Source organism: Bacillus sp. RC242, assembly GCF_044908245.1.
Classification (GTDB): domain Bacteria; phylum Bacillota; class Bacilli; order Bacillales; family Bacillaceae_G; genus Bacillus_A; species Bacillus_A mycoides.
Window position 1 is genome coordinate 35,944 of record NZ_JBIYCZ010000011.1, and the last position, 15,262, is coordinate 51,205.

Below are 15,262 nucleotides of genomic sequence, written 5' to 3' on the forward strand. Positions count from 1 at the left end.
ATGGGCTACACGAATCGGGTTCTTACTGCCTGTTTGAGCGGAATTAAAGAAGGATAGGAAGATGAGAGGAGGTAAGCATAGGGATACTGAATAAGGGTTCGGTGTATTCGTTTTTCAATGAATAAGGAATTTCCTGTGCTAATAAATGATGAAGCGAGCAAGAATTATTTATAATCCTACTTCTGGGCGCGAGCTATTTAAGAAGAGCTTACCAGAAGTATTACAAAAATTAGAACAAGCTGGATATGAAGCGTCTTGTCATGCGACAACTGGTCCTGGAGATGCGACTGTGGCAGCGAGGCAAGCTGCGGATCGTAAGTTTGATGTTGTTATTGCAGCTGGTGGTGATGGTACATTAAATGAAGTAGTGAACGGTTTAGTAGGACATGAGCATCGTCCAAAGTTTGGAATTATTCCAGTTGGAACGACAAATGATTTTGCGCGTGCGATCGGTGTACCTCGTGTTATTGAAGAGGCTGCGGATATTATTTGTGAAGGAACAACGGTACCGTTAGATCTTGGTAGAGCGAATGATACATATTTCATTAATATCGCTGGTGGCGGCCGTATTACAGAATTAACATATGAAGTACCAAGCAAGCTAAAAACGGTATTAGGCCAACTTGCTTACTATTTAAAAGGAATCGAAATGTTACCATCATTACATCCAACATATGTTGAAATTGAGTATGATGGGAAACTGCTACAAGAAGAAATTACGATGTTTTTAATTACGAATACTCGTTCAGTTGGTGGATTCGAAAAAGTAGCACCATATGCATCTATTAACGATGGATTATTTGATTTATTAGTACTGAAAAAAGGTTCTATCGCTGATTTAATTAAAGCAGCAACACAAGCGCAGCGTGGGGAACATATTAACAATCCGAAAGTACTATATACACAAGCGAATCGTATTAAAGTGCATTCACCTGATAAATTAATGATCAACTTAGATGGTGAATATGGCGGAGATGCACCAATGGAATTTGAAAATATATATCATTGTCTGGAACTATTTGTTCCTGAACATCAAGAGGATGCCCTGTAAAGGCATCCTTTTTTTTGCTTTCACCTCACTATTTGCGAGCAATAAGATTCCCCCACTGATTAAAGTTTCTCTATGTGCAGATGAATTGTAAATTGTAAGTTAGTTTGATTTTTATGGTATTTTTACAATCCGTTTATTTTATATCCATATTTTATTGATACACTGGAAGAGATAAGAAATGAGAGGTAGGATGCTATGGAGAAGGTAAAAGCAATACTATTTGATAAAGATGGGACATTAATGGATTTTCATTCAATTTGGATAAAAGTAGCTGAAGAGCTTGTCGCTGAATGTATAAAATTATATCAACTCCCACAGTCAATGCAGCAGGCTTTATTAAAAGAGATTGGCGTAGATGGAGCATTTGTTCATCCGCGTAGTGCGCTCGCTGCTGGAACAAGTCTTGATGTGGCCAAGGGGCTTTGTAAATATGTTGCATCATCTAGAGAAGAAGAGATGCATCAATGGGTGAGTGAAAAGTTGTTTGCTCTTATGTACGAGCATCGTTCACATATGAGAATGACGGCAGATTTACCGAAAGTTTTACAAGCGTTAAAGGATAGAGGGTTTATTCTAGGTGTCGTTACAGCTGATGATTTCGCGCCGACAGAATTATTTTTAAAGCAATATCAATTGGAAGCTTTTTTTGATTGTGTTATAGCTTCAGATACATTTCCAGCACAGAAGCCAGATAAAAAAATTGTAGAATCGTTTTGTGAGAGATTTAATTTAGAGACATGTGAAGTAGCAGTCGTCGGGGATACACCGACGGATTTACATTTAGCGAAAAATGGTGGCGACTGTTATGCGATTGGCGTACTATCTGGTACGGGTGATCGTCAAACGTTAGAACCACTTGCAGATTTAGTATTACAATCTGTTGAAGATTTAATTTCTCATTCAGGTGAGTTTATTTGGGAAGAAGGAAAGTCTAATGTATAAATGGATAAGTCTATAAGGACTCTATATGAGTCCTTATAGACTTATTTTTTTATGCCAAGATAGTAAGAGAATGGGATGAATACTAGAAAGAGGAAGTTGGCATACATCTTGCAATATAAAGAGAAAACATTGTATAGAAAAGGATGGGGTACACAATGAACACAAAAAAATTTGCTAAGGTAAATGAACAAATTCCAGGACCGAAAGCAGCGTCTTTATTAGAACGCCGCCAAAATATAGTACCAAAAGGAGTAAGTAATGGTATTCCAACATTTGTACAGTCTGCAAATGGTGCACTCGTAACAGATGTGGATGGAAATCATTACATTGATTTCGCAGGAGCAATTGGGACAATTAATGTAGGACACTGTCATCCAGCTGTTAAAGAAGCGCTTCATAAACAAGTAGATCAATATATTCATACTGGATTTAATGTGATGATGTATGAGCCGTATATTGAATTAGCGGAAAAGCTTGCCGCATTAGCACCAGGTAATTTCGATAAACAAGTGCTGTTTTTAAATAGTGGGGCAGAAGCGGTTGAAAATGCAGTGAAGATTGCTCGTAAATATACGAAGAGACCTGGAATTATCGCATTTTCTAAAGGATTTCATGGGCGTACATTAATGACAATGACGATGACAAGTAAAGTAAAACCATATAAATTTGGATTTGGCCCATTTGCTCCAGAAGTATATAAAGCGCCATTCCCATATGAATACCGTCGCCCAGAAGGGTTAACAGAAGAGCAGTATGATGACTTTATCATTGAAGAGTTTAAGAACTTCTTCATATCAGAAGTAGCACCAGAAACAATTGCAGCTGTTGTAATGGAACCTGTTCAAGGGGAAGGCGGATTTATCGTTCCAAGTAAGAAATTCGTTCAAGAAGTACGCAGCATTTGTTCAGAGCACGGTATTTTATTTGTAGCTGATGAAATTCAAACAGGCTTTAGTCGTACCGGAAAATACTTTGCAATTGATCATTATGATGTCGTTCCAGACTTAATTACGGTATCTAAATCATTAGGTGCTGGTGTACCGATAAGCGGCGTGATTGGGCGTAAAGAAATTATGAATGAGTCTGCACCGGGAGAACTGGGCGGAACATATGCAGGAAGCCCACTAGGATGTGCGGCTGCATTAGCTGTGCTTGATGTAATAGAAAAAGAGAAATTAAATGATAGAGCGATAGAAGTAGGGAAAGTCGTAATGAACCGATTCCAAGAGATGAAAAACAAATATAATTGCATCGGTGATGTGCGTGGCTTAGGGGCAATGTGTGCATTCGAGCTCGTTCAAGATCGCAAGACGAAAGCGCCTGATAAAACACTAGCGTCTAATTTATGTGCAGAAGCAAATAAGCATGGATTACTTCTACTATCAGCAGGAACATATGGAAATGTTATTCGTGTTTTAATGCCATTAGTGATTACAGATGAGCAACTTGAGGAAGGTTTAACAATAATTGAAGAATCATTGCAAGCTTGTTATGAGCAAGCAAATATCGCTCGTGTTTAAAGAATTGGGATAACTTAAAAAAGGGCATAAAGCTTTTCTTTTTAGGCGGAAGAGAGCATCTGGTCATATATAGAATCGATCAGCCCCTTTTCCTGCTCCATGCCAAGCTAAAACAAAGTGAGGGTGTGGTTGCGATGGCATTCTGTATTTTTCAAGGCAGCGAATTATGTGTTGAAAAATATAAATAGATTTGTATAAATAACAAATTGAAAACATTCTAGCTTACTCTATATAAAATGCAGAAAATTCACTTTATAATAAAGGTAGTGAAGTGAATCGATGGATTTAAAGTAAGGGGTGGCTAGGATGGTTGCAGAAAAGGAACGAGTGTTGATGGATTTACAAGATGTATTTGAATATGCATTTGACGAAATTTTTGTTACGGATGATAAAGGAATCGTTGTACGTGTAAATAGCATGTGTGAAAGACATTACCAGCTCTCTGCTAAGGAATTGGTAGGAAAGCATGTAAAAGAACTACAAAAAGAAGGGATTTTTTATCCGTCTGCAACGTTAGAAGTAATTGAAAAGAAAAGGCCAGTTGAACTTGTTCAAACAACGAAATCAGGAGAGTATTTGCATGTTCGTACAAGGCCTGTTTTTGATGATGAGGGAAATTTAAGAAGAGTGATTAGTTATTCTCGTGATCTTACAGAACTCTATCAATTACGTCAAAAGGTAGAGGAAATGGATAATCAGTTAAAAACATATAAAAAAGAATTAAGAGAAACATATGAACACGAAGGACTTATTTTTAAAAGTATCACTATGCAAAAAATAATCGAAACAATAAAAAAAGTATCTGTAGTAGATAGTACTGTTCTCGTATTAGGTGAGACTGGAGTGGGGAAAAGCCGATTAGTACGCCATTTGCATGAAGTGAGTCACCGGAAGAATGAAAGTTTCTATGAAATTAATTGTGCGGCATTGCCGACGAATTTAATCGAATCTGAGCTTTTTGGATATTCAGGTGGGTCTTTTACAGGTGCAAATCGTGAAGGGAAAAAGGGGCTATTAGAATCAGCGCATAAAGGAACCCTTTTCTTAGATGAAATTGGTGAAATGCCGCTTGAAATTCAAGCGAAGCTTTTGCAAGTATTGCAAGAAAAAACGTTTCGTCCTATAGGCGGAAGAGAATTAAAAAAGGTGGACGTTAGAATTGTAGCGGCAACAAATAGAGATTTAAGTACGATGGTGAAACAAGGAACATTCCGGAAAGATTTATACTATCGTCTGAATGTCATTCCAATTTCAATTCCGCCACTTCGGGAGAGAACAGAAGACATTTTGCCGCTCATCTATCATTATTTACAGCATTTTAATAAAAAGTACGGACGTGATGTGAAGTTAGCACCTAGTACGTTACAAATGTTTGTAGGGTACCCTTGGGAAGGAAATAATAGAGAGATTGAAAATGTAATTGAGAGGATTGTTATAACTGCTGACGATGTTGTCACGATAGAAGATTTGCCAATATCGATGCAGGAGTCTACAGTGGAGCAATCGGGTCAAAGTCTCTATAAAATGTTAGAAGAAGTGGAACGAAACATTATCTTAAAAACATACAAAACACATGGATCCAGTTATAAAGTCGCAGAATTCTTGAAAATAAGCCAATCTGCTGCTACTAGGAAAATTAAGAAGTTTATAGAGGAGGATTATATAGTTGGAGGAGAAGAAGGAACTTAAAAAAGTGCTATCACGTTTTGATGTTCTTTTCCTTGCGATAGGCGCTATGCTTGGATGGGGTTGGGTTGTACTCTCAGGGGATTGGGTTACATCGGCTGGTTCTATAGGGGCAGTTATTGCTTTCGTTATAGGAGGATTACTTGTTATTTTCGTTGGACTAACATATGCTGAACTTGCTTCTGCCATGCCGGAAACAGGCGGTGGTTTACTATATGTAAAAAAAGCATTTGGGAAAAAATCAGCATTTATCGCATCGTGGGCAATGGTGCTTGGATATGTATCAGTTGTTACTTTTGAAGCTGTTGCCTTACCAACAGTGGTAGATTATATATTGCCAAATTATCAAAGTATTTATTTATGGACGATAGGAGGCTGGGATGTATACTTGACGTGGGCGATGATTGGAATGGGCGGAGCATTACTTATTACAATCATTAACTACTTTGGTGTCAAAACAGCCGCTGTATTTCAAAGTATATTTACAATATTTATTGTAGCGACGGGCATTATGCTCGTTTTTGGATCTAGTTTCAACGGAGATACAAAAAATTTAGAGCCATTTTTTATAAATGGTGCAGGTGGAGTAATGGCTGTCCTTATAATGGTTCCGTTTCTATTTGTCGGATTTGATGTAATCCCACAAGTAGCGGAGGAAGTGAATCTTCCGTTTAAAGAAATCGGAAAACTTTTAATATTCTCTGTTGTTTGTGCGGTCGTATTCTATCTACTTATTACAGTTGGAGTTTCGATGGCATTAGATCAAAACGCACTCCTGAATACAAAATTGGCAACTGCTGATGCGATGGGAGCAGTTTTTGGATCGAAAATATTTGCGAATATTTTAATCTTTGGTGGGTTAGCTGGAATTGTTACAAGTTGGAATGCTTTTATTATTGGAGGTAGTCGTGTGTTATATGCGATGGCTAAAAATGAAATGATTCCAGCTTGGTTTGGAAAAGTACATCCGAAATATAAAACACCTACTAATGCGATTATGTTCCTAGGGATGCTATCATTTTTTGCTCCGTTACTTGGAAGACCAGCACTTGTATGGATTGTAAATGCAGGTGGGCTTGGGATTGTTGTTTCATATTTATTAGTTAGTTTATCATTTTTAAAGTTACGCAAAACAGAACCTAATATGGCTAGACCGTTTCGAGTGAAGAATGGAAAAGTAGTCGGGAGTATAGCGGTAATATTAAGTATTGGTTTTATTTTATTGTATATGCCAGGGATGCCTGCTGCATTAATTTGGCCGTACGAATGGCTAATGGTGTTAGGGTGGACGATTTTAGGTGGTTATTTCTTTATGAGAATGCTGTTTGATAAGTATAAGAATAATTCTAATGAGAATGAAGATATAGAGGAGGAAGAAAACATTGGATAAAAAAGCGACGTTCGTAAACTTAGAGAAAAAGGCGATGTATATAAATGGTGAGTGGATTACACTGCAAGAACAAATCGAAGTGAATAATCCAGCGACAAAGGAAGTATTTGCAACTGTACCAAAGGGCGGGATTACAGAGGCAAAGCAAGCAGTTGATGCTGCACATGAAGCTTTTAAATCATGGTCAAAATTAACGGCAGCGGATCGTGCAGTAAAGTTAAAAAAGTGGTTCACGCTCATTGATGAAAATAAAGAAGAAATTGCAGCAATCATGACGAGAGAACAAGGGAAGCCGTTTGCAGAAGCACTTGGTGAAGTGAATTATGCAAATAGTTTTGTTGAATGGTACGCAGAAGAAGGAAAGAGAATATACGGTGAAATGATTCCTGCTTCTCATCCGGATAAGCGTATTTTAGTTATGAAGCAACCAGTTGGGGTTATGGCAGCTATTACACCGTGGAACTTCCCAGCTGCTATGATTACAAGAAAGGTAGCTCCAGCACTTGCAGCAGGCTGTACGGCAGTTGTGAAACCAGCGAGTCAAACGCCATTAACTGCATTGAAGTTAGTTGAATTAGCACATGAAGCAGACATTCCAAAAGGTGTAATAAATATTGTAACAGGTAGTGCAAAAGCAATTGCTGATACGTGGATGGAAGATGAGCGCGTTCGAAAAGTTTCTTTTACAGGATCAACTGAAATTGGGAAAGAATTAATGGCTAGCGCTGCGCAAACGATGAAAAAGGTTTCGCTTGAATTAGGTGGTCACGCTCCATTTATTGTTATGAATGATGCTGATTTAGATAAGGCGGTAGAAGCGGTAATTGGTTCGAAATTCCGTAATGCAGGACAAACGTGTATATGTACAAACCGCGTCTTTGTTCAAGAAGAAGTGTACGAAGAATTTGCAGTGAAGTTCACAAAAGCTGTAGAGCAGCTTAAAGTTGGAGATGGATTCGGCGAAGGAACAACTGTAGGGCCACTTATTGATGCGAATGCAGTTTCGAAAGTACAAGAACATATTGAAGATGCAATTCAAAAGGGCGGAGAAGTTTTATACGGTGGCCATAAATTTGCAGAGTTAGATGGTTATTTCATTCAGCCAACAGTAATTGGATTGGCAAATGACACGATGCTTTGTATGAATGAAGAAACATTTGGACCAGTTGCACCAGTTGCGAAATTTAAAACAGTTGAAGAAGTAATCGAACGAGCAAATAATACACCGTATGGCTTGGCTGCTTATATTTTTACAAAAGATATTAGCCAAGCATTCCAAATTAGTGAAGCGTTAGAGTACGGAATTATCGGCTTAAACGATGGCCTTCCATCAGTTGCACAAGCACCGTTTGGTGGCTTTAAAGAAAGTGGTATCGGCCGTGAAGGAGGCCATTTCGGTATCGAGGAATATTTAGAAATTAAACATATTTCGTTAGGACTATAAGTAGTATACTAGAATCTCTATAAGGTAACAGAGAAGGAGATTCTAGTATGGTATATTGGCTATTATTACTCGTAACAATTATTTTTGAAGTAGCTGGAACGATTGCGATGAAGTTATCGAACGGTTTAACAAAGCTTGTTCCAAGTGTACTTATTTTCGTATTCTATGGAATTTGTTTCAGCGTGTTTGCTATCGTTGTTAAAAAGATTCATTTAAGCATTGCTTATGCAATTTGGTCTGGTGTGGGAACGCTACTTATTACAATCATTAGTGTGTACTTTTTTAAAGAGCATATTAATTTATTCCAAGCATTTTGTATTCTCTTTATTGTTTTAGGAGTAATTGGACTGAAAGTGTCATCGGCATCATAAAAGGCTATCTTCCGGCGTGGAAGATAGCCTTTTATTTTTATTAAAACGCCCAGTTACCTTTACGGAAGATCGGCTCATGTCTTCCATCAGCTGTAATGCCGTCGATATCAAGCTCAGCTGATCCAATCATGAAGTCTTCGTGTGTAATACTAGCGTTTGCGCCATTTTCAGCAAGTTCTTCTTTAGACATTGTTTTTCCGCCAACTAAGTTAAATGCATAAGCATTTCCGATTGCAAGGTGGCAAGATGCATTTTCATCAAATAGCGTATTGTAGAATAAAATATTTGTGTTTGAAATTGGTGAATCATGAGGTACTAAAGCTACTTCGCCTAAGAAGTGAGAACCTTCATCTGTTTCTACTAAATGTTTTAAAGCCTCTTCACCAGATTCAGCTTTATAGTCTAGGATACGTCCGTTTTCGAATGTTAATGTAAAGTTATCGATAATATTACCTGCAAATGCTAACGGTTTTGTGCTAGATACTTGGCCGTTCACACCTGTTTTAAGAGGCATTGTAAATACCTCTTCAGTTGGAATGTTAGCCATAAATGCTACGTTCTTTTCATTTAAGCTACCAGCACCAGCCCATACATGCTTCTCTGGAAGTTCGATTGTTAAGTCTGTTCCAGGGCCTGTATAGTGAAGAGCTTTATAATGTTTTTCGTTTAAGTAATCTACTTTTGTATGTAGTGTTTCATCATGTTCTTTCCATGCTTCCACAGGATTTTCTAAATCAGCACGAGTAGCTTTGAAGATAGCATCCCATAGTTTTGTTTCTTGTTCTTCTGGCGCTACGTCAGGGAATACTTTTGCAGCCCATTCTTTCGTAGGAACAGAAATTACGCACCAGCTTACTTTATCTGCTTGTACATAATCACGGTATACTTTCATCGCTTCTCCAGCTACTTTATGAGCTGTTGCAATTTTCTTTGGTTCTACACCTTTTAATAGATCAGGATTCTCTGCATAGATGGACATAAATGCAGCGCCTTCTTTTGCTAATTCTTCACGAGCATGTGCTCTCCAAGAAGGGAATTCAGAGAAAGCTTCTTCAGGAGCTAGATCGAACTTTAAGCGTGTTAACGTCTCATCATTCCAATCAACATATACGTGTTTTGCACCAGATTTATATGCTTTTTCTGTAACTAGGCGTACAAACTGTACAGCCTCAAGAGGTGCACTGATTGATAAAGTTTGTCCGGGTTGAATATTAACACCAACATTGACTGCAAGGGCAGCATATTTCTCTAACGTTTGTTCAAATGACATATGTATAATCTCCTTTAGTTTGAAAGATTTCTTACTATATATAATACAAGAAAATTCTAAAAATATATATAAATATAACGTAAAAAGAGAGCTCAAAATGTATTGAGCTCTAATAGTTATTTAATCGAAGAAGCAAATTGTTCTACAGTCGTTGTATGGTGTATGCGAACACGCTTCATTTTTAACAACTCATCAGGTTCACCCTTCGTAATGAATTGTCCAGGCTTCGTTGTTGTTGCAAATTGATAGTGTTTCTTTGTTTCTGCGACAACTTTATCATCTACATGACCGAAAGGATAAGCAATTGCGATAACAGGCTTACCTGTTATTTTCTCTAGCTTTTCTTTTGATCCTTTTAACTCTTCATCATAGTTTGTAATTTTCGGCAAGTCTGCGTGTGTTGCTGTGTGAGATTGTACAGAAAAAATACCTGAATCAACCATTTCTTTTATTTCAGATGTAGAAAGAGCTCCTTCTACATCAACGTTATCAACAATCATATATTCCGTTGCCGCTGGTTTAAATTTATCGTCTTTTAGTTTTTGTAAAACATGAAATGCATTCATATTATTTTTCATACCGTCATCAAATGTAACGAAAATCGGCTTGTTTACTTTATTTATATCGCTCCAGCGTTCAAATGTTAATAATGTATAACGATTGTCTTTTAAATACTTCATTTGTGCTTCAAAGTTAGCAGGCGATACGAATAAATCTTTAATACCTTGTCCATGATAATCATCAATTGCGTGGTACATAAGAACAGGAACTTTTTGCTCGAAAGTAATAGTAGATTTCGTAAGTGGAATAGCTTTTCCGCCCTCTGTTGTTCCTGTTGCTTCAATTTGGTACTCACCGCGTTTTCCTTCAAATTCTTTTATATCAAAGGGAAGTGTAAATTGTTGATTTTTTTCTTTAGAAGAAAAGGATTTAGCACTTTCCCTTCCATCAGCAGTGCGCCAAATTTTATATTGTACTTCGGTTAAAGAATCTTTTATGTCTGTAATATGAATATTTGCGTTTGTAGATTCGTGCGTAAGTGGATTATAAGAAATTTTACCTTGTGTTTGTACAGTCTCTGCTTGTTTTTTTACTTCTTGTACCTTTTTCTCTTTTGCAGGTTCTGGGCTAGCATTATTTGTGTTACAGCCTGCTAGAATGGCAGACGTACATAAAGCAATCGCTGCGTATTTTCTCATGAAATCACCTTCTATTGTGTATTATGTTGCATACTTACATTAAAATCCCCACCGCTATAAGAGAGGTGGGGATATACCCTTGTTCATCATATCACTTTTAGGTGAAGGGTAGGTTAATGACTTTGAATAGAGGTATTCGTTCGTTTTTTATTTGATTTGATAATGATATAACCTACTACAAAAATAAGAGGGATAATAAATACATAGATTGGCATTCCCCATACATAATAGCTTTTCATGCTTAAAATTAGTAAGTGTAAGAAGTCGAAAAGGGCGTGGGCTTTCATAATATCCTCCAATATATTTTTGCAAATTATAACATTTTTCATTTGTAATTTGTATATTTTTGTAAATGATTTAAGTTAATTTTAAAGTAAGAGAAAGGTTTATTAATATGTAATTTTGCATATGTAGAGTAGTTTCTATTGAAATATCAGGATTTTGGACTATAATAAGAACCGCTATAAATGTAAGCAAGAATGATGTACGGAGTGGAGAACAGAGATGAAGTATAAAAAATTAGTATATATCCTGCTCATATTGCTATTCATAGTCGGTTGTCAAAGTGAAACGAGTAAAGCGAATAGTGTGGAAGAGTATATTCCGCCGCATCTTATGAATGCGGAAGTGACGGCGGATATTATGACGATTGAGATGGATCGTGATACTCTTAAAAAAGTAGAGGCTATTACTAAAAAAATGAGTGATCATGTGAAAAATGATAAAGAGTGGTATGTAAACTACATATCGGGGCATATAGATAAACAGGTGAAGCCATATCATCCTAATTTTGGTATTACAGAAGAAGAATATAACTTTTTTAGGAACGCCGTTGAGAATAGTAGTTTATCTAATACAAGTGATGGAAAACTGCAATTTAAACAAAAAAGTAACCATGAGATAGAAATTGTTTCAAGCAAAAACTTAGAGCTATTTCGAAATATAGTAATTGATACGGAGAAAAATATAGTAAAAACTTCGTTTGGAGAATGTCAGTATGTTGGAGAAGAAAAAACATCTTTGGAACAAAAGATAACGGGGCCCTGGCATGGCAAGCAATGGATGCTAAAAGAAGAAAATTTAATTTATATATTTTCTTTGGGTAAGCTTGAAGGAGAGGATAAATCCATTATTGATATTTCAGTAAAAGGTATACACGAAGGAAAACTTATTAGTAAAGAGGAAGTAATTGAATTCCGTTCTATTTCATAAGGAATCAAAAAAATCACCTTACTTAAAAGCGTAAGGTGATTTTTTATTAAATAAACAATCCAGCGATTGTTGCAGATAAAATAGAAGCAAGTGTTGATGCAAATAGCATTTTCCAACCGAATTTTGATACGATGCTTCCTTGCTTTTCAGAAAGGGCACGGATTGTACCAACGATTGCACCAATTTGGCTAATACTTGCAAAGCTAATTAAGAATACAGTAACGATTCCAACTGTACGTGGATCTAATGTTGCAGCAGCGCCTTTTAAATCAAGGATTGCTACAAACTCGTTTAATACAATCTTCGTACCCATAATACCACCAGCTGGGATAATATCATGAGTTGGGATACCCATTAAGAATGCGAATGGAGCAAGTATATAACCGAAGATTTGTTGTAAAGTAACAGCATATCCCATTGCACCTGAAGCAGCGCTGATTACGTAGTTTACAACTTCCATAACACCGATAAAGGCGATCATTAATGCGGCAACGATACCAGCTACTTTTAAACCATCAAGCGCACCGTTAATCATTGCGCCGATAAAGCTGTCTCCGAATAGAGTTCTATCAAATTTTTGAATCACTTCATCTTCCTTTTTCGTATCAACTGGTGTTAATAACGAACAAACGATTAAGCTTGAGAATAAGTTTAGTGGAAGAGCTGCTAGTACATATTTCGCATCTAACATCATTACGTATGATGCTGTAACAGAAGCAGAAACTGAGCTCATCGCAGAACAACAAATGATAAACATACGGTTTTTATTAAAATGCTGTAAATCGTTTTTAATAACGATTAACGCTTCACTTGAACCGAAGAATACAGAGTTTACTGCGTGGAATGATTCAACGCGTGGTAAACCAGTAATTTTTGAAATTGCACCGCCGACAACGCGAACGATGAATGGTAAAACACCTAAATAACTAAAGATAGAAAGTAGTGCTGAGAAAAATACGATAATTAATAATACATTTAAGAAAAAGACAAAATCTCTTTGAATTCCATTAAAGAGAAAATCGACACCTGTCGTACCAAGTTTAATTAGTTTGTTGAAAACTTTACTAATGAAGATGATAATTTGTTGACCAATTTTTGTGCCAAACATAAACCAACCGATTAAAATTTGGAAACCAATCATAATAGCAATTGCACGGAAGTTGATTTTACTTTTGTTGTTTGACAAAGCAAAGCATAAACCTAAAACGACAAGAATACCGATAATGCTCATTACATATTGCATGTAGTTGCCCCTTTCAGAAGTTCGTATAAAGTTTTTACATAAAACGCTCGTTATATTACTAAAAATAAAGTAATGGAAGTTTCATGTCATACGTAAGATGTCTGACCTTTTTGAAAAATAAAAAAAGACCCCTATGGATTCACTTTCATCTATGAGAGAAAGCTAATCAATAGGAGTCTTTTTTATACATAGGCTAATATTCATTAGTTTTCCCCATAGTCCAGCAATTTAAGGTTGCCGGGTAGAAACTCTCGATCCATATTATCGACTATATATGAGGTAACATCGTCCGTATTAAATTAGTAGTAGCGTAACATTACTAGAGAACTATCGTCAATAGCTTTTTTTCTTCCAATAGAAATAGACCATATAAGTATGATAAAATGTAACGCAGTGTTATGAAAAAGAGAGGTCGGAAAATGAGTATAAAAATGACGCCACCAGTTGAAAAAAACGAGTTTATAGATGTAGTGTTTGAAGATTTAACACATGATGGTGCCGGTGTTGCGAAAGTGAAGGGATATCCTATTTTCGTAAAAAACGGATTACCAGGTGAGGAAGCGCAAATTAAAATTATTAAAGTGAAGAAAAATTTCGCGTTTGGTCGTTTAATGAAGCTTCATCAAGAAAGTCCATATCGTAAAGATGCAGAATGCCCCGTGTACAACGAGTGCGGAGGTTGTCAACTTCAGCACTTAACATATGAGGGACAATTAAAAGCGAAAGAAAAACAAGTACGTGACGTTATGCAGCGCATCGGTGGATTAAGTGATGTTCCTGTTCATCCTGTACTTGGAATGAAAAACCCGTGGGTATACCGCAATAAAGCACAAGTGCCAATTGGAGAACGTGAAGGTGGACTTGTAGCTGGTTTCTATCGTCAAGGAACGCATGACATCATTAATATGGAATCATGCTTAATTCAGGCGGAAGAAAACGATACATTAATTCAAGAAGTAAAACGTATTTGTGAAAAGCACGGTATTTCGGCTTACAATGAAGAGCGTAACAAAGGAACACTTCGCCACGTAATGGCTCGCTACGGACAAGTAACAGGGGAAATTATGCTTGTCTTCATTACACGTACAGCTGAATTGCCAAATAAAGAAGCAATCATTGAAGAAATCGCTGCGAAATTCCCAGAAGTAAAATCAATCGTTCAAAACGTAAATACGAAACGTACAAACGTTATTTTCGGAGATAAAACGACAGTACTGTACGGATCAGAATATATTTATGACTTTATCGGTGACATTAAATTTGCGATTTCAGCACGTTCATTCTATCAAGTAAACCCAGAACAAACGAAAGTGCTATACGATAAAACGTTAGAATACGCAAAATTAAATGGTGACGAAACAGTAATCGATGCCTATTGCGGAATCGGATCAATCTCCTTATTCCTAGCGCAAAAAGCGAAAAAAGTGTACGGTGTTGAAATTGTTCCAGAAGCAATCGAAGACGCAAACCGAAACGCAGCACTAAACAACATGACAAACGCTGAATTTGGCGTAGGAGAAGCAGAAGTAGTCATTCCAAAATGGTACAAAGAAGGCGTAATCGCCGACACAATGGTCGTAGACCCACCGCGTAAAGGCTGTGATGAAGCATTACTAAACACAATCATCGACATGAAGCCAAAGCGCGTCGTATACGTATCGTGTAACCCAGCAACATTAGCACGCGACTTAAAAGTACTAGAAGAAGGCGGATATAAAACACAGGAAGTACAACCTGTTGATATGTTCCCGCATACGACTCATGTGGAGTGTGTGGCTTGGCTTAAGTTGGTATAATAAAAAAGCAGTTGATATAGAAAAATCTATACCATCTGCTTTTTGGTTTATAAAAATACCATTCAGCAACGATTTTAGTTAAAATGAATATTGCTGATTTTCACAAAATATAAATGCCCAAATGTACTTTTGCTATTT

At 36.8% G+C, this 15,262-nt stretch carries 13 protein-coding genes and 1 riboswitch; of the genes, 9 read left to right on the top strand and 4 right to left on the bottom strand.

Translation table 11 applies throughout. The annotated features are described in order from the left end of the window. Positions 1 to 145: 145 nt before the first annotated feature. The 7 genes from ABH957_RS19650 (at position 146) to ABH957_RS19680 (ending at position 8,404) form a co-directional block, all read left to right on the top strand. Positions 146 to 1,051: a diacylglycerol kinase gene (locus tag ABH957_RS19650; RefSeq protein WP_002010051.1), complete on the top strand. Its 906-nt coding sequence runs from the start codon at positions 146 to 148 to the stop codon at positions 1,049 to 1,051. A gap of 195 nt (positions 1,052 to 1,246) precedes the next feature. After that, entirely contained in the window at positions 1,247 to 1,993 is a 747-nt protein-coding gene (locus tag ABH957_RS19655; RefSeq protein ID WP_404446955.1) for an HAD family hydrolase, read from the top strand. Positions 1,994 to 2,148: 155 nt separating this feature from the next. Further along, on the top strand, positions 2,149 to 3,513 hold the full coding sequence (gene gabT, locus ABH957_RS19660) for a 4-aminobutyrate--2-oxoglutarate transaminase (protein ID WP_404491647.1): 1,365 nt from the start codon (positions 2,149 to 2,151) through the stop codon (positions 3,511 to 3,513). A gap of 306 nt (positions 3,514 to 3,819) precedes the next feature. Then, positions 3,820 to 5,202 carry a sigma-54 interaction domain-containing protein gene (locus ABH957_RS19665; protein ID WP_404457547.1) on the top strand — a complete coding sequence of 461 codons (1,383 nt, stop codon included), beginning with the start codon at positions 3,820 to 3,822 and terminating at the stop codon, positions 5,200 to 5,202. Next, positions 5,180 to 6,589: an APC family permease gene (locus tag ABH957_RS19670; protein ID WP_071735241.1), complete on the top strand. Its 1,410-nt coding sequence runs from the start codon at positions 5,180 to 5,182 to the stop codon at positions 6,587 to 6,589. The genes ABH957_RS19665 and ABH957_RS19670 overlap by 23 nt, the downstream gene beginning before the upstream one ends. Beyond that, positions 6,582 to 8,033: an NADP-dependent succinate-semialdehyde dehydrogenase gene (gene gabD / locus ABH957_RS19675; protein WP_404512050.1), complete on the top strand. Its 1,452-nt coding sequence runs from the start codon at positions 6,582 to 6,584 to the stop codon at positions 8,031 to 8,033. The genes ABH957_RS19670 and gabD overlap by 8 nt, the downstream gene beginning before the upstream one ends. 47 nt (positions 8,034 to 8,080) lie before the next feature. Next, complete coding sequence (locus ABH957_RS19680) at positions 8,081 to 8,404, top strand: DMT family transporter (RefSeq protein ID WP_000263259.1); 324 nt, start codon at positions 8,081 to 8,083, stop codon at positions 8,402 to 8,404. 40 nt (positions 8,405 to 8,444) lie between these two features. Here ABH957_RS19680 and ABH957_RS19685 read toward each other — a convergent pair whose 3' ends face one another. From ABH957_RS19685 to ABH957_RS19695, 3 genes are all read right to left on the bottom strand, one after another. Further along, a complete protein-coding gene (locus ABH957_RS19685; protein WP_404512052.1) occupies positions 8,445 to 9,674 on the bottom strand; it encodes an aminopeptidase in 1,230 nt (409 codons plus the stop codon). Positions 9,675 to 9,790: 116 nt separating this feature from the next. Further along, positions 9,791 to 10,873 carry a polysaccharide deacetylase family protein gene (locus ABH957_RS19690; RefSeq protein WP_377954386.1) on the bottom strand — a complete coding sequence of 361 codons (1,083 nt, stop codon included), beginning with the start codon at positions 10,871 to 10,873 and terminating at the stop codon, positions 9,791 to 9,793. A 113-nt stretch (positions 10,874 to 10,986) separates the two neighbouring features. Beyond that, positions 10,987 to 11,160: a hypothetical protein gene (locus ABH957_RS19695; RefSeq protein WP_404491646.1), complete on the bottom strand. Its 174-nt coding sequence runs from the start codon at positions 11,158 to 11,160 to the stop codon at positions 10,987 to 10,989. A 217-nt stretch (positions 11,161 to 11,377) separates the two neighbouring features. Here ABH957_RS19695 and ABH957_RS19700 point away from each other — a divergent pair, with 217 nt between their 5' ends. Continuing rightward, positions 11,378 to 12,085 carry a hypothetical protein gene (locus ABH957_RS19700; RefSeq protein ID WP_404512054.1) on the top strand — a complete coding sequence of 236 codons (708 nt, stop codon included), beginning with the start codon at positions 11,378 to 11,380 and terminating at the stop codon, positions 12,083 to 12,085. A 46-nt stretch (positions 12,086 to 12,131) separates the two neighbouring features. On the opposite strand, the gene ABH957_RS19705 is transcribed toward ABH957_RS19700, so the two are convergent. Next, entirely contained in the window at positions 12,132 to 13,328 is a 1,197-nt protein-coding gene (locus tag ABH957_RS19705) for a NupC/NupG family nucleoside CNT transporter (protein ID WP_002063580.1), read from the bottom strand. A 196-nt stretch (positions 13,329 to 13,524) separates the two neighbouring features. Next, positions 13,525 to 13,626, bottom strand: a riboswitch (purine riboswitch). 121 nt (positions 13,627 to 13,747) lie between these two features. Here ABH957_RS19705 and rlmD point away from each other — a divergent pair. After that, a complete protein-coding gene (gene rlmD, locus ABH957_RS19710; RefSeq protein ID WP_044444283.1) occupies positions 13,748 to 15,124 on the top strand; it encodes a 23S rRNA (uracil(1939)-C(5))-methyltransferase RlmD in 1,377 nt (458 codons plus the stop codon). Positions 15,125 to 15,262 lie beyond the last annotated feature (138 nt).

Coding starts and splice junctions, on each gene's coding strand:
- ABH957_RS19650 (WP_002010051.1), top strand. CDS start 146: ATGATGAAGCGAGCAAGAATTATTTATAATCCTACTTCTGGGCGCGAG.
- ABH957_RS19655 (WP_404446955.1), top strand. CDS start 1,247: ATGGAGAAGGTAAAAGCAATACTATTTGATAAAGATGGGACATTAATG.
- gabT (WP_404491647.1), top strand. CDS start 2,149: ATGAACACAAAAAAATTTGCTAAGGTAAATGAACAAATTCCAGGACCG.
- ABH957_RS19665 (WP_404457547.1), top strand. CDS start 3,820: ATGGTTGCAGAAAAGGAACGAGTGTTGATGGATTTACAAGATGTATTT.
- ABH957_RS19680 (WP_000263259.1), top strand. CDS start 8,081: ATGGTATATTGGCTATTATTACTCGTAACAATTATTTTTGAAGTAGCT.
- ABH957_RS19685 (WP_404512052.1), bottom strand. CDS start 9,674: ATGTCATTTGAACAAACGTTAGAGAAATATGCTGCCCTTGCAGTCAAT.
- ABH957_RS19690 (WP_377954386.1), bottom strand. CDS start 10,873: ATGAGAAAATACGCAGCGATTGCTTTATGTACGTCTGCCATTCTAGCA.
- ABH957_RS19695 (WP_404491646.1), bottom strand. CDS start 11,160: ATGAAAGCCCACGCCCTTTTCGACTTCTTACACTTACTAATTTTAAGC.
- ABH957_RS19700 (WP_404512054.1), top strand. CDS start 11,378: ATGAAGTATAAAAAATTAGTATATATCCTGCTCATATTGCTATTCATA.
- ABH957_RS19705 (WP_002063580.1), bottom strand. CDS start 13,328: ATGCAATATGTAATGAGCATTATCGGTATTCTTGTCGTTTTAGGTTTA.
- rlmD (WP_044444283.1), top strand. CDS start 13,748: ATGAGTATAAAAATGACGCCACCAGTTGAAAAAAACGAGTTTATAGAT.